This window comes from Pseudonocardia sp. C8 (assembly GCF_014267175.1).
GTDB lineage: Bacteria > Actinomycetota > Actinomycetes > Mycobacteriales > Pseudonocardiaceae > Pseudonocardia.
The window spans coordinates 3,525,204-3,539,249 of the sequence record NZ_JACMTR010000002.1 but is presented as its reverse complement, the minus strand read 5'-3'; the positions used below and the strand labels follow the sequence as shown (position 1 = coordinate 3,539,249).

Genomic DNA, 14,046 nt, shown 5'->3' with positions numbered 1-14,046 from the left:
GTCGACGGGTCAGCCGGGGTGGTCCGCCTCGGCCGCCCGCCGGAGCCCGTCGGCCTCGAGCTCGACGTAGCGCCGGCTGCGGCGTCCGAACAGCGCCTGCACGACCGGCGCGAGCACGCCCCGCTGCTCGAGGCCGAGCCGCAGCCGGCTGGTCCCGCCCGGCCCGGGCCGCACCGAGTGCCGGCCGGTCGTGACCACCCCGGCCGCCGACGCGGTCCAGGTGAGCTCCCGTCCCGGGACGAGCTCGGTCACGGTCCACACCATCGGCCGCAGTCCCGGTTGGACGATCCACGCCCGGCTGCCGGGCGCCAGGTCCCCGTCCAGCAGCCGGATCTCCCGGACGGACCGGGTCCAGCGCGGCCAGTCCACGGGGTCGGCGAGCACCGCCCACAGCCGGTCGGTCCCGGCGTGCACGTCACGTTCGACGGTCAGCTCCATCGCCCACCCTCCTGTGCCTGTACCGTATGGTACAGGACATGTACCATACGGTACATGCCGGACACGGTCACGTCGCCGCGGGACCAGCTGCTGCAGGCGGCCGTCGAGCACTTCGCCGAGCACGGGGTGGCGGACCGCAGCCTCCGGTCGATCGCGACGGCGATCGGCACCAGCCACCGGATGCTGATCTACCACTTCGGGTCCCGCGAGGGGCTGATCGCCGAGGTCGTGGCCGCGGTGGAGGCGGGGCAGCGGGAGACCCTCGCCCAGCTCCGCGCCGAGCCGGGGGCCGACCCGGCCGAGATCGTGATGCGGTTCTGGCAGACCGTGACGGCCGCGGCGCAACGGTACGGTCCCCTGTTCTTCGAGCTGTCGGCACACGCGATGCAGGGCCGGCCGCACGCGGGCCGGCTGCGGGAGACGCTGGTCGACCCGTGGTTGGCTCCGCTCACGGACCTCTTCGAGCGCGCCGGAGTGCCCCGGCGGACCGCCGCCGTCCGGGCCCGCCTCGGCCTCGGCGTCGCCCGCGGGCTGCTGCACGACGCCCTCGTCACCGGCGACACCGCGGGCGCCGACGCGGCGATGGCGGCGTTCGTCGCGATGGCACTCCCGCGGCGCAAGGAGCCCACACCGGAGGGAACGACATGAGCATCGACCGCATCGACCTGCCCACCGGGGAGGCGCTCACCGTCCTGCGCACCGGCGCGAGCACCGGCGGCGCCGCGTTCGAGATCGAGGCCGTGCTGCCGCCCGGGCTGTCCGGGCCGCCCGCGCACCGGCACCGGTTCGAGTCCGAGACGTTCACCGTGCTCGACGGTGAGCTGCGGGTGCGCGTCGGCCGTGATCGCCGCGTGCTCGGCCCGGGCGACGCCGTCACCGTGCCCCCCGGTGTCGTGCACGCCTTCGCCAACCCGACCGATCACCCGGTCCGGATCCGCACGGTGGAGACCCCGGCCGGCCCGCTGGAGGACCAGTTCCGCGCGCTCGCCCGCGCGGGCCGGCTCCCACCGCTGCGCCGGCTGGCCCGGATCAACGTCGAGCACGACCTCAGCTTCGTGCTGCACGGCGTGCCCGAGGTCCTGCAACGTCCGCTGTGGCGGCTGCTCGCCGCACTGCCCGACCCGGAGCGGCGGCGCGGCCCCTACCAGGACGAGACCGCGTAGTCCTTGAGGAACACCCCGTGCAGGTCCTCGCCGGCCTCCCCGGCGACGATCGGGTGGTACACCCGGGCCGCGCCGTCGGACAGGTCCAGCGGCGCGTGGAACCCGTCGTCGGCGAGCCGCAGCTTCGTCGGGTGCGGGCGCTCGTCGGTGATCCATCCGGTGTCCACCGACGTCATGAGGATCCGGTCGGTCGCGAACATCTCTCCCGCACTGGTGCGGGTGAGCATGTTCAGCGCGGCCTTGGCCATGTTGGTGTGCGGGTGCCCCGGCGCCTTGTAGCCGCGGCCGAACACGCCCTCCATCGCGGACACGTTGACCACGTACTTGCGGCGGGCCGTCGAGGCCGCCATCGCCGCCCGCAGCCGCGAGACCAGCACGAACGGCGCCGTCTGGTTGCAGAGCTGGACCTCGAGGAGCTCGAGCGGGTCCACGTGCTGGACGTGGTCGACCCAGCTGTTGACGGCCGCGGTGTCGGGGAGCAGGCCACCCGCGTCGACGGCGGTGCCGGCCGCGATACGGTCCGGTGACGCGGACCGCGCGGTCATCGCGGAGGTGACGAGGGCGCCGGCTCCCGGGACGGCGCCGGCCAGCAGCGCCGGGTGCTCGCGCGCCGTCGCGCTGGTGAACGACACGATCTCCGGCAGCGCCCCGGGCGGCAGGGCCTCGGACTCGGCCGCCTCGAGCGCCGCGTACGAGCCGGGGGAGCGGCGGACCGTCTGCGCCGCGTTGTTGATCAGGATGTCCAGCGGCCCGGCCGCGGCGACCTCGTCGGCCAGCGCGACGACCTGAGCCGGGTCGCGCAGGTCGACCCCGACCACGCGCAGCCGGTGCAGCCAGTCGGCGCTGTCGTCGAGCGCGGCGAACCGGCGGGCCGCGTCCCGCGGGAACCGGGTGGTGAGCGTGAGGTGCGCGCCGTCGCGGAGCAGTCGCAGCGCGATGTACATGCCGATCTTGGCCCGGCCGCCGGTGAGCAGGGCCCGCCGCCCGGACAGGTCGGTGCGGGCCGCGCGGTGCGCGTGGTGCGCGGCGGCGCAGCCCGGGCAGAGCTGGTGGTAGAAGGCGTCGACCGTGGTGTAGCGGACCTTGCAGACGTAGCAGCCGCGGGCCTTGTGCAGCACACCCGCCGTCGCGCCCGGGGCCGACGAGGTGAGCGGGATGCCGGCCGTCTCGTCGTCGATCCGGCCGGTGGCGCCGGTCGCCGTCGCCGCGGTGACGGCGGCGTCGGCCGCCTTCTCCTGCTGCCGCTTCGCCGCCCGCCGGCGCAGCCGGACCGACTTCCAGATCCGGGCGGTGGCGCGGCGCACGGCCACGGCGTCCGGGTGCTCGGGCTCCAGCTCGTCGACCTGCGCGAGGACCTTCAGCGCGGTGGCGAGCTCGTCCGGGTCGATGCCGCTGCTCACCGGCCCAGTCTAGGAATCACGACGCGAGCGGCTGGTCCAGCCCGGCCTCCTCGGCCATCTCGGTGAGCACGGCGATGTTGAGCTCGAACCCGAGCACGGCCTCGGCGGCCACCCGGGCCCGGGCTGCCGCGTCCCACCCGGTGGCGTCGAGCAGCCCGCGGTAGCGGGCCCGGAACCGGGGCGGGGCGCCGAGGGCGGAGAAGTCGTAGAACCGGACGCCGGCCCCGGACAGCCCGTAGGTCCGGGTGAGCAGCTTGCCGATCACCTGGCCGCCGGACAGGTCGCCCAGGTAGCGGATGTAGTGGTGGGCGACGAACCGCTCCGGGTCGGTGGCAGCGGTGTGCAGCCGGTCGACGTAGCGGGTGGTGGCGGGCAGGATCCGCGGGACGCCGCTGCCGAGTGCGTCGAGGTCGTCGTGCAGGGCGGGCAGCCGGCGCAGCTCGTCGATCACGAACGGCCCGGCGACCGGGTGGCCGGCCATCGCGTCGGACGCGGCCTCCAGCGCGCCGTAGATGGCGGAGTACTGCTCGGCGAGCAGGGTGTAGGCGTCCAGCGGCAGCGCGCCGTCGAGCAGCGCCGCCATGTAGGCGGAGCGGTGCGCGCGCTCGTGGACCTCCCAGGTGGCCTGGCGGAGTTCGGCGGACAGCGTCCCGATCGGGGTCGTTGCGGCGCCCATCGGCCCTCCCGTGCGGCGGAGCGTCACGGCGCCGGATATGACACCGTGTCAGATCCTTGATGGTAGGGCAGGGAGCGCGGTAAGGCTAGCCTCAGTCACGGGACGGTGTCGAGACCATCCGCAGCACCGCCCGGACCGCGGTCTCCACAGTGGCATCCAGTTCGGACGGTGCCACGTCGACGATCCGTCTGCTGGTCAGCGCGGCCGAGACCAGGGCGGCGAGCACGTCCGGGCCCTCGGCGACCATCGACCCGTCCGCCGCGCCGTCGTGCAGGATCGCGGCCAGCCGGTCACCGATCGGGTCGGCGTGCGCGGCGATCCGGCGGTACGCCTGCGGGTCCAGCGCACCGGCAAGGGCCTGCCCGGGCGGGAGGTGGAACTCGGCGAGCCGGCGCAGCTGCATCCGGGCGAACACGGCGAGCCGCTCCGCCGGGGACGACACCCCGGCCAGCGCGGCGTCGAGGTCGGCGACGTACCGGGCGGCCTCGGCCTCCACGAACGCGACCAGCAGCGCCTGCCGGTCCGGGAAGTGGTTGTACATCGCGGACCGGCCGACGCCGGCCGCCGCGGCGACGCCGGACAGCGTCACCGCCTCGAAGCCGCGCTCGTAGAGCTGCGCGCGCAGCGCGGCGAACACCCGCTCGCGCACCTGCTCGCGGTGCGTGGCGAGGGAGTCCCCGATGAGCTTCGGCACGCGGGCCAGTCTAGGCCCGCGTGCCGGAGGCGACCGGGGCCGCTCAGAGCTGCTTGAGCACCGACTCGGCGCCGGAGGCGTCGACGGTCGACGGGACGTCCTCGACACCGATCCACTGCACGACGCCGTCCTTGATGATCGCGGCGTAGCGCTTCGAGCGGGTGCCGAGGCCGAACTTGGAGCCGTCCATCTCCAGGCCGGCGGCGCGCGCGAAGTCGCCGTTGCCGTCGGCCAGCATGACGATCGCGCCGTCCACGTTGCGGGCCTCGGCCCAGGCGGAGAGCACGAACGCGTCGTTCACCGACGTGCAGGCGATCGTGTCGACGCCCTTCGCCTTCAGCTCGTCCTGGCGCAGCAGGAAGCCGGGCAGGTGGGTGTCCGAGCAGGCCGGGGTGAACGCACCCGGCACGCCGAACAGCACGACGGTGCCGCTGCCCAGCGCCTCGGCGCTCTGCACCGGCTTCGGGCCGTCGGCGGTCGGGGTCATCAGGGTGACGTCGGGGATCTGGTCACCGGCGGCGAGGGCCACGGGTCCTCCACGGGGATCGTTCGGCTGGTCCACCCCGAACCCTAGCCCGCGCCCGACCTGGCGTACCGAACGGCCGTCGCACAGGTTCGCGGTCCGTCGCACGGGTGGTCCGCGCCCCGCACAGGTCCGGTCCTGTGCGGCGCCGCCCGAACCTGTGCGGCGCGGCGCCGGCTCGATCAGCGTGCGCGGGTGCGGCACGGTTGCGCGGGGGCGGGTGGGTTTGCGATGGCGAACACCGGTCGTGCGGAACGCCCGTGGGGACGGGGCGGACCGTGTTCGGTGCCGGCATGGACGGATCCCTGCCTGCCCACGACATCCGGCTCCGGGCGGACCTGCGTGCGGCGGGCTTCGCCGACGACGAGATCGACCGGGCACGGGCGGGCGGTGAGCTCGTCCCGATCCGGCGGGGCGCCTACCTCGACGCCGACGATCCCGCGCTGCGCAAGGCGCGGGCGCGGCACCGGGCGGCGACCCGCGCGGCGATCCGGCAGCTCGGTCCCGGCGCGGTCGCCAGCCACGTGTCGGCAGCCGTGCTTCTCGGGATCGACTTCTGGGGACTGGCGCTCGATCGGGTGCACGTCACCCGGGACCGTTCGCACGGCGGACGCCGGACCCGGGACCTGCACGTGCACCCGTCGGCGCTCCCACCGTCCGACCGGACCACGGTGGACGGCATCGTCGTGACCACCCCCGCCCGCACCGTGGTCGACATCGCCCGGACGACCGGTTACGAGCGTGGCCTCGTCGTGGCCGACCGGGCGCTCGCCCCGCGGTCGCGGAAACGGCCGCCGCTGCTGACCCCGCGGGAGCTCGCCGAGGCCGTCGGCGCCGTCGGGAGCCGGGCCGGCGCCGGCGTCGTCCGGAGGGTGGCGGCGGACGCGGACCACCGGTCGGGCAGCGTCGGCGAGACCCGCAGCCGGATCGCGCTGGCCCGCGCGGGGATCCCGCCGCCGGTGCTGCAATGGGAGGTCACCGCGGCGGGGCGCCGCCACCTCACCGACTTCGCGTGGCCGGACCGCGGGGTGGTCGCCGAGTTCGACGGACGCGTCAAGTACGGCCGCGACATGGCGCCCGGCCAGGATCCGGCCGAGGCCGTCTGGGAGGAGAAGCTCCGCGAGGACCGGTTACGCGGGATCGGTCTGATCGTCGTGCGCTGGATCTGGCGGGACATCGAGGACTTCGCCGACACCGCCGCCCGCCTCCGCGCGGCCCTCGCCCGCTGATCGCGTGTCGCCGCAGATCCCATGCCGCCGCACAGGTTCGGTGCTCGTCGCAGAGGTCGCAATCCGTGCGGTGCCCGGGCAACCTGTGCGGCGCCCGGGCAACCTGTGCGGCGCTGCGGCGGCGGGCGGTTGAGGGCGCGCGGTCAGCCGGCGTCGCCGGGGCGCAGCTCCCGGTCGGGCCAGCCCAGCAACCGGGCACCCAGGACGGCCGCGTGCAGCGTGAACCGCTGCGCCGGGTCGGTCGGGTCGTGCCCGGTCAGCTCGGCGATCCGCTCCAGCCGGTAGGAGACCGCGCGCACCGACAGGTGCAGCCGCCGGGCGGTCTCGGCGGCGACGCACCCAGTCGCGAAGTAGGCCTCGGCGGTCTCCAGCAGCGGCCGGGCGCCGCCACGGGCACGGGCCAGCGGGACGACGACCGTCTGCACCAGGTCGGTGATCGCGGGCTGGTCGCGCAGCAGCACCCGGTACACCAGCATGTCCTCGGCACGCAGGACGGGTGCGGGCAGCTGCAGGCGTGCGGCCGTGGTCAGGGCCTCCCGGGCCTCCTCGTAGGAGCGGGCGATCCCGTACGCGCCCGGGTGCGGGCGCCCCACGGCCACCCGCCACGGCCCGCCCCGGCCGGACCGGGTGAGCTCGCCGTGCAGCAGCGTTCCCAGGCCGGGCCCGCCCTCGACCGGTGCCGGGGCCACGACGACGATCCGGCCGTCCTTGGTCGCGACGAGCACGTCGCGGTCGCCCACGCCCTGCACGACGGCGCGTTCCAGCGCGCCGGGAACGGTGTCGGCCCGGGCCGCCCGCCCGGCGGGGGCGGTCAGCGCGACCTGGTGCGGGCGGCCGAGATCGAGCCCGAACGGCTCGGCCCGCTCGACCAGGCCGCCGGCGTCGCCGTCACCGCGGAGCAGGTCCTCGATCAGCTCGCGGCGCAGCGTCTCCTCGCTGCGGACCATGTCCCGGCGGGCGGCGGTGTAGCCGTCGGCCAGGCCGGCCACGGCGAGGTCCAGGGTGCGCAGGACCGCCTCGGCCGCGTTCGCGGTGCCGGCGGTGTCCGGGAAGCGCATCGTCGACGGCAGCTCCCGCCACAGCCGCCAGGCCGCGGACAGGTACAGCTGGACGGCGTTGCCGGCCGACACGCCGAGCTCGGCGGCGCGCCGCCCGTTGCGGCCGACCGCCTCCAGCTCGGCCCGGTCCGGGCGCCGGCCGGAGGTGGCGGCGTCGGCGAGCACCCGCAGGAAGTCCCCGAGCAGCTCCGGCGGGACACCGCCGGCACCGCGGCCGGCCTCCTCGGCGACCCGGCGCAGCCGGGCCTCCGGCACCGGGACCGCGCCCCCGCCCGCCGCGTGGGCGGCGTCCGCCCGTCCTGCCACGTACACCCGTTCCTCCGTCCACATGCGGCGGAGGCACGCGACCGCCGCGATGGTCGCGTGCCTCCACCCGCCGGCGGGCCGGCCGGCACCGCCACCGTGCCCCTGCCGGCCCACCCGGTGCAGGGTGCGTCCCGGACGGGTTCACCCCGTCGAGGTTGCCGGATCCCGGCAACGAGGGGCTACCCGGTGTAGGGCACCACGCGCAGCAGCGTGCAGCCGGCGGTCCCGCCGTCGGGCAGCGTGTACCGGACCTGGTCGCCCTCGCGCGCGTCCTGCAGCGCCCGGCCGAGCGGGGAGTCGGGGGAGCAGACCATCATCGCGCCCGCCCGGCCCTCCTCGTGCGACAGCAGGAAGGTCTCGGTCTCGCCGTCGTCGTAGCGGACCGTCACCGCCATCCCGGGCTCGGCGACGCCGTCGTCGGGCGGGCGGTCGCCGACCACCGGGTCGCGCAGGAGTTCCTGCAGCCGCCGGATGCGCTGCTCGCGCTCCCGCGCCTCGGCGTCCGACCCCGGCGGGTCGTTCCGCTCGCGGTCGGCGACCGGCGCCTCCGAGCGCTGCCGGAGCAGGTCGCGCAGCTCCGCGCGCAGCTCGTCGTAGGTCTGTGCGGTCAGCCAGATCCGGGTCGTGCTCATGGTCCACCCCTCGTACGGATTCCCTGGTGAGAGGACTACCAGGCCGAGCGCCGGAGGCCACGCCGGTTGCCGGGCGCCGGCAGCGGGGGAGGCCCCGACGCTGCCAGCACCCGGCCGTGACCGGCTCAGTGACAGTGCTTCACCGCGGTCGGCGGCACGTCCAGGGTGGGGTTGCGGTCGAGGAACCCGGCCGGCTTCAGCGTGAAGCCGGTGGAGTCCACGGGCATCACCGGCCAGTCCTCCGGCCGCGGGAAGTGGGTCAGCCCGAACGTGTGCCACAGCACGACGTCCTGGCCGTCGAGGTCCCGGTCCGCGGCCACGTAGGACGGCAGCCCGTCGCCGCCCGGGTTCTGGTTGACGAAGTCGCCGGCCGGGTACCGCTCGGCGTGGTCGTAGCGGGTCACCCACAGCGCCTTCGACGCGAACGTGGCCCGCGCGTGGATCGAGGAGCCCTCGTCGGCGAGCAGCGTCGGCTGCCCGTGCGGGTGCAGCACGTAGCCGACCGGCCGGCCGAGCGCGTTGGTCTTCTCGGTGTTGACCACGTGCCAGACCCGGGCGGTGCCCGGTGAGGCGTCCCGCTGCGCGTCGGACTCGCTGGTCAGGCGGGTGGCGGAGCGGGCGAACGCGTTGCCGTACCGGTTGCCGTCGCCCATCGGGACGCGGGCCGCCTCCACCTCCTCGACGGCGTTCGCCAGCCCGTCGACGGTCATGTCCAGCCGCGCCGAGAACAGGTGCTGGTGGTACGGGGCCCCGACGCCCGGCGCCACCTCGGTCGCGTACTCGCCGGGCGTGCCGGAGGTGAACACGATGCCGGTCGCCTTGCACTCCAGCTCGATGGTGCCGTCGAGGTAGAGGTACCAGTAGAAGCCGTAGTCGTAGTTGCCGATCGGGGTGAAGAACGAGATCACCAGCCGGCGCTGGCGGCGGACCTCGCGGGACCCGGTGAAGATGTCCGAGTGCTTCCAGAGGACGCCGTGGTCCTCCTCGTGCATGCAGATCGCGTTGCGGATGGTCTTCGGGTTGCCGAGGTCGTCGGCGATGGTGGCGTCGACGTAGTGGATGTCGCCGAGGCAGTCGCAGCCCAGCTGCAACGAGTCGGCGTAGCGGGCGAACATGTACTCGCCGCAGTCGAAGTAGTTCTGCCAGAACCGGACCGGGGCGGGGTCGGCGTACGGCACGACCATCTCGGCCACCGACGCCCGGTAGCAGACCGGCCGGCCGTCGAACGCGATCTGGTGCAGGGTCAGGCCCTCGCGCTCGTTGAACCCGATCCGCAGGTCCCACTTGCCCCAGCGGACGTGGCCGTCCTCCACGGTGAACGACCGGCCCTCGGGCTGGGTGATCTCGATGGGCTTCAGGCCGGTCATGTGCTCGCCCTGGACGGCGGGGTCGTCGAAGTTCCCGCTGCCGTCCGGTACCGGCACGACGCCGGTGTCGATCACCCGGGCGACGGTGCGCGCGGTGAGGTCGACGTAGGCGACCAGGCCGTCGATCGGGTGCGCCCACGGGTGGTCGGACTCGGAGTCCTGCCGGAAACCGAACGCGCGGGCGATCCGGCGGCCCGCCTCCTCCGGGTAGTCGTACACGCCCGCGGACAGCGGCACGGCCCGCACCGACGCCGGCTCGATGCCCCGCTTCTCCAGGGCGGCCAGCCAGTCGGGTGAGGCGTTCAGGACGTCCTCGATGAACTCGAACTCGCTGTCGATGATCGGTGGCTGGCCCTCGCGCTCGGGTTCCAGCTCCCGGCAGGACACCAGCTCGCCGGAGGTCACCGACACCACGGTGTCCCAGGACCGTCCGGTTGCCAGGTCGAGCAGCACGATGCGGAACCGGCGGTCGACCGGTGCCCCGGCGAGCACCTGGTCCTTCGGCGGCTCCTCGGGAGCGAAGAAGGCGTAGCGGACGTGCTCGGTGAGCAGCCCGGCCCCGTCGAGCACCGCGCGGACGGCGGTGACCTCGGCCTCGGTGGTCATCTCGAGCGGGTGCCCGGCGTCGGTCCGGGGTTCCTGAACGGCGGTCATCGGATCTCCTCCTGGGAAGTGGTGGACGGATGGGCGGCGGGCACGGAGCGGCGGGAGCCGCCGAGCCGCGACCACGCCGCCCCGAGCACGAAGGCGATCACCAGCACGGCGCCGATCGCGGTCGCCAGCGCCGGCGAGCCGCCGATCAGCGTCGGGAAGTGGGCGACGGTCAGGGACAGGCAGGTGAGCAGCCCCGCGAGGCCGAGCAGCGGGGCGACGAGCGTGTGCCAGGGCCGGGTGTCGACCGGCGTCCCGCGCCTGCGCAGGCAGGCGAAGAACACGACCACCGCGAGGCAGGTCAGCGCCATCAGCGCGAGGACACCGAGCGTCGCGGTCCCGGCCATCCAGGCGAACACCTGGGTGACCGGGTCCATCCCGGTCACGGCGAACACGGCGATCAGCGCGAGCGCGGTGCCGGACTGGGCCGCCGACGCCGCGTGCGGCGACGCGTGCCGGGGGTGGCTGCGGCCGAACACCGCCGGCATCGTCCCGGCGTTGCCGAGCGCGAACAGGTAGCGCGCCAGCACGTTGTGGAACGACAGCAGCGCCGCGAACAGGCTGGTGACGAGCAGGATCTGGGCGAGGTCGCCGCCGAGGGGCCCGAGCACCGCCGTGATCGTGGTGACGATCATGTTGCCCGGGTCCTCGCCCGCCCTCGCCACGGCGGTCCCGTCGCCCCACGCGGAGACCACGGCCCAGGCCGAGACGGTGTAGAAGGCGCCGATCAGCACGAGCGCGAGGTAGGTGGCACGCGGGACGGTGCGCTCCGGGTCGCGGGCCTCGTCGCGGAACACCGCGGTGGCCTCGAACCCGATGAACGACGCGACCGCGAACATGACCGCGATGCCGAGGGAACCGGAGAAGACCGCCGACGGCTGCAGCAGCGCCGTGGAGCGGCCCTCGCCCAGCCCGCCGGTGACGGCGACGACGGCGTCGAACACCAGCACGATCGCCACCTCGGCGATCAGCAGGGCGCCCAGCACCTTGCCGGACAGCTCGATGTGCCGGTAGCCGAGCACGCCGGCGACGACCAGTGCTCCGGCCGCGTACAGGTACCAGGGCAGAGCCGGGCCGCCGTAGTGCTGCACCAGCGCGTCGAACGTCGCGCCGAGGTAGCCGTACACGGCGGCCTGCACGGCGGTGTAGGTGACCAGGGCGAGGAACGCCGAGCCGAGACCGGGCGCGGCGCCGAGGCCGCGGGCGATGTAGGAGTAGAACGCCCCCGCTTCCGGGACGTGCCTGCTCATCGCGCAGAAGCCGACGGCGAACAGCAGCAGCACGGCGGCGCACAGGACGAACGTGGCCGGGAAGCCGGCGCCGTTGCCGGCCGCGAGACCGAGCGGGACGGTGCCGGCCACGACCGTCAGCGGGGCCGCGGCGGCGACCACCATGAACACGATGGAACCGGCTCCCAGCGAGCCGCGGAGCCGGTGCGGCCGCGGCGCGGATGCGGGGGCGACGGGTATCTTCGGGTCGGACGACGGTGCGCTCATCAGCAGCTCCGGGGGACGGGTGCGGATCTGACGGGTCGGGACCGTCACGTGCCCCGTCCCGCCCGCACAACAGCCCGTCCCGAGTGGTGCGAATCACTCTGCCATCGATTCCCGTGCCGTGGGAACGAGCGGGCGGTTTTTCTCATTCGGCCCGTCGGTGCTGGTCACGGGCCCGTCCCCGGTCGATAGTGTCCGCAGCCGAGGATCACCCCCGACCGCCGCAAGGAGATCTCCCGTGGCCCCGCTGCGCGACCGCTCACCGGTGCACGGCCTGGAGCGACGACGTCTCGGCCCCGCCGACGTGCTCGCCCAGTCCATCGCCGGGTCGGCCCCGTCCGCCGCGATGGCGGCGACGCCGGTGATCGTGGCCGGGACGGCGGGCGGGTGGACGGTGTGGTCGTTCGCCGTCGCGACGGTGCTCGCGTTGCTCGTCGCCGCGTCGATCGGGCGGTTCACCACCCGGATGGCCGCGCCCGGTGGCCTCTACACGCTGACCGCGCAGGGACTCGGGTCCGGGCCGGCGTTCGCCGGCGGTGTCGCCGGGGTGGCCGGCTACCTGCTGCTGTGCGCGGCGGCGATCGCCGGCGCCGTCGTCTACCTGGAGGCGTTGCTCGCCCCGCTGCTCCCGGACGTCCGCTGGGTGCCGGCCGGTGCCGCCGTGCTGTTCGGGGCGCTGGTCACCGCGCTGGTCGCCCGCGGGGTGCGGCCGGCGGCCCGGGTGGTGCTGCTGGTCGAGGCGGTGGCGATCGGGGCGCTGGTGGCCGTGTTCGTCCTGCTCCTGGTGCAGGGGCCGCTGCCCGGTCCGGGGCTGCCGGAGCCGCCCGGACCGGGCCTCACCGGGCTGCTCGCCGGCGTGCTGCCCGCGCTGGCCGCGTTCGTGGGGTTCGAGGTGGCGACCTCGCTGGGTGCCGAGACGCGCCGGCCGTTCCGGACCGTGCCGCGGGCGGTGTTCACCACCGCCGCCGTCACCGGCGTGCTCTACGTCTTCGCGGCCGGGGTGCAGGTCGCCGGGTTCGCCGCCGTCCCGGGTGGGCTGGCGGGGCAGGCCCAGCCGGTGCAGGTGCTCGCGAACGCGCGGGGCTGGTGGTGGATCTCCCCGGTGCTCGACGTGGCGCTCGTGCTGTCGTTCCTGGCCTGCGCGGTCGCGACGGCGACGGCGCTGTCCCGGGTGCTGTTCTCGCTGGCCCGCGACGGGGTGGTGCCCGGGGTGCTCGGGCGCGCCCATCCCCGGTTCCGGACGCCGCACGTCGCGATCGGGTTCGGTGTGCCGTGCGCGACGGCCGGGGTGGCGGCGCCGGTGGTGTCCGGTGTCCCGGTGGGCAGCGTGCTGATCGCGCTGCTCGGGGCGGCGACCGTCGGGTTCCTCGTCACCTACGTGCTGGTCTGCCTGGCCGCGCCGCTGTTCCTGCGCCGGATCGGCGAGCTCACGCCGGCCGCCGTGCTGACCGCGGTCGTCGCGGTGCCCGCGCTGGTCGCCGCGCTCGTCGCGTTCGTGGTCGTCGCCCCGCCGACCGGCGTGGTGCTGGTGGCGGCGCTGCTCGCGGCGGTGGCCTGGTTCGGCGTGCTCCGCCACCGGGGCGGGTTGCGCGACCTCGGGGTCTACGACGAGACGGTTGCCTCGGACGTCTGGGACCGGGCCGCGTGACGGGCGGGCCGGTCCCCGTCAGCGGACGGCAGCCGCGGGCCGTCCGCACGGCGCTCGCGGTGCTGGAGGAGGTCGTCGCGGCCGGGCCCGGGGTGACCGCGAAGGAGATCTCGGCGGCGTTGCGGCTGCCGCCCGCGACGACCTACCGGGTGCTGAACCTGCTGGTGGGGGAGGAGTACCTGGTGCGGTTGCCGGACCTGCGCGGTTTCGCGCTCGGCCGGCGGGCGGCCCGGCTCTCCCCGGTGGCGGTTCCGCGGCTGCCGACCGCGGCCCGCGGTGTGGTGGAGCACCTCCGCGGGCGGGTCCGGTGGGGCGTGCACCTGGCCGTGTTCGACGGCGGCCAGGTGCACCTGGCCGATCCGGACCCGGACCACCCACCCAGCGACCCCGACCTGCTGGCCCGGCTTCCGCAGGCGTCCGCGCTCGGCCGGTTGCTCCTGGCCGAGCAGCCGGACTGGCGCGCGCTGGTGCGGGACCTGCGGCCGGTCACCGAGCTGACCGTCACCGACCCGGAGGAGCTCTCCGGGGTGCTGGACGCCGTCGCCCGGGACGGTCTGGCCAGCCAGACCGGGGAGCTGCGGCCGGACCGCGGCTGCATCGCCGCGGCCGTCCGCTCGCCCGCCGACGGACGGCTGGTGGCCGGGCTGGCGCTCTCCGGGCCCTCCGCGCGGGTGGCCGACCCGGACCCGGAGCTGGTCGCGCTGCTGCGGGAGCACGCGGCGAGCCTCGGCCCGCTGCTCGGTTGAGGGGCTGCCGTTGTGGCCGCCG

14 protein-coding genes are annotated in these 14,046 nt (G+C 75.2%); 5 read left to right on the top strand and 9 right to left on the bottom strand.

All coding sequences use genetic code 11. The annotated features are described in order from the left end of the window. Positions 1 to 9: 9 nt before the first annotated feature. On the bottom strand, positions 10 to 438 hold the full coding sequence (locus H7X46_RS16865) for an SRPBCC family protein (RefSeq protein ID WP_186360319.1): 429 nt from the start codon (positions 436 to 438) through the stop codon (positions 10 to 12). Between the two features lie 54 nt (positions 439 to 492). On the opposite strand from H7X46_RS16865, the gene H7X46_RS16860 reads away from it, so the two are divergent. Both H7X46_RS16860 and H7X46_RS16855 read left to right on the top strand, forming a co-directional pair. Next, entirely contained in the window at positions 493 to 1,086 is a 594-nt protein-coding gene (locus H7X46_RS16860) for a TetR/AcrR family transcriptional regulator (protein WP_186360318.1), read from the top strand. Then, positions 1,083 to 1,601, top strand: a complete 519-nt coding sequence (locus H7X46_RS16855) for a cupin domain-containing protein (RefSeq protein WP_186360317.1) — start codon at positions 1,083 to 1,085, stop codon at positions 1,599 to 1,601. The genes H7X46_RS16860 and H7X46_RS16855 overlap by 4 nt, the downstream gene beginning before the upstream one ends. Here the strand turns inward: H7X46_RS16855 and H7X46_RS16850 are convergent. The 4 genes from H7X46_RS16850 to H7X46_RS16835 form a co-directional block, all read right to left on the bottom strand. After that, entirely contained in the window at positions 1,580 to 3,001 is a 1,422-nt protein-coding gene (locus H7X46_RS16850) for an SDR family NAD(P)-dependent oxidoreductase (RefSeq protein WP_186360316.1), read from the bottom strand. The two genes, H7X46_RS16855 and H7X46_RS16850, sit on opposite strands and share 22 nt — an antisense overlap. A 16-nt stretch (positions 3,002 to 3,017) precedes the next feature. Then, a complete protein-coding gene (locus tag H7X46_RS16845; RefSeq protein ID WP_186360315.1) occupies positions 3,018 to 3,677 on the bottom strand; it encodes a heme oxygenase (biliverdin-producing) in 660 nt (219 codons plus the stop codon). A 91-nt stretch (positions 3,678 to 3,768) separates the two neighbouring features. Continuing rightward, entirely contained in the window at positions 3,769 to 4,371 is a 603-nt protein-coding gene (locus H7X46_RS16840; RefSeq protein ID WP_186360314.1) for a TetR/AcrR family transcriptional regulator, read from the bottom strand. A 43-nt stretch (positions 4,372 to 4,414) separates the two neighbouring features. Beyond that, positions 4,415 to 4,900, bottom strand: a complete 486-nt coding sequence (locus tag H7X46_RS16835; RefSeq protein WP_186360313.1) for a peroxiredoxin — start codon at positions 4,898 to 4,900, stop codon at positions 4,415 to 4,417. A 287-nt stretch (positions 4,901 to 5,187) separates the two neighbouring features. On the opposite strand from H7X46_RS16835, the gene H7X46_RS16830 reads away from it, so the two are divergent. Further along, positions 5,188 to 6,123: a hypothetical protein gene (locus H7X46_RS16830; RefSeq protein WP_186360312.1), complete on the top strand. Its 936-nt coding sequence runs from the start codon at positions 5,188 to 5,190 to the stop codon at positions 6,121 to 6,123. 143 nt (positions 6,124 to 6,266) lie between these two features. On the opposite strand, the gene H7X46_RS16825 is transcribed toward H7X46_RS16830, so the two are convergent. The 4 genes from H7X46_RS16825 to H7X46_RS16810 all read right to left on the bottom strand — a co-directional run bounded on the left by H7X46_RS16825 (position 6,267) and on the right by H7X46_RS16810 (position 11,633). Continuing rightward, positions 6,267 to 7,487: a PucR family transcriptional regulator gene (locus tag H7X46_RS16825; protein WP_370588813.1), complete on the bottom strand. Its 1,221-nt coding sequence runs from the start codon at positions 7,485 to 7,487 to the stop codon at positions 6,267 to 6,269. A gap of 179 nt (positions 7,488 to 7,666) precedes the next feature. Beyond that, positions 7,667 to 8,119 (bottom strand): GreA/GreB family elongation factor, encoded by a 453-nt coding sequence (locus H7X46_RS16820; RefSeq protein WP_186360310.1) that lies wholly within the window; start codon positions 8,117 to 8,119, stop codon positions 7,667 to 7,669. 125 nt (positions 8,120 to 8,244) lie between these two features. Continuing rightward, positions 8,245 to 10,140, bottom strand: a complete 1,896-nt coding sequence (locus H7X46_RS16815) for a primary-amine oxidase (RefSeq protein WP_186360309.1) — start codon at positions 10,138 to 10,140, stop codon at positions 8,245 to 8,247. Next, positions 10,137 to 11,633, bottom strand: coding sequence for an APC family permease (locus H7X46_RS16810; RefSeq protein ID WP_186360308.1), 1,497 nt, complete (start codon positions 11,631 to 11,633; stop codon positions 10,137 to 10,139). The genes H7X46_RS16815 and H7X46_RS16810 overlap by 4 nt, the downstream gene beginning before the upstream one ends. A gap of 235 nt (positions 11,634 to 11,868) precedes the next feature. Between H7X46_RS16810 and H7X46_RS16805 the strand changes: the two genes are divergently transcribed. Further along, positions 11,869 to 13,278, top strand: a complete 1,410-nt coding sequence (locus H7X46_RS16805) for an APC family permease (RefSeq protein ID WP_186360307.1) — start codon at positions 11,869 to 11,871, stop codon at positions 13,276 to 13,278. Continuing rightward, positions 13,275 to 14,024 carry an IclR family transcriptional regulator C-terminal domain-containing protein gene (locus tag H7X46_RS16800; RefSeq protein WP_186360306.1) on the top strand — a complete coding sequence of 250 codons (750 nt, stop codon included), beginning with the start codon at positions 13,275 to 13,277 and terminating at the stop codon, positions 14,022 to 14,024. Before H7X46_RS16805 ends, H7X46_RS16800 begins: the two co-directional genes overlap by 4 nt. Positions 14,025 to 14,046 lie beyond the last annotated feature (22 nt).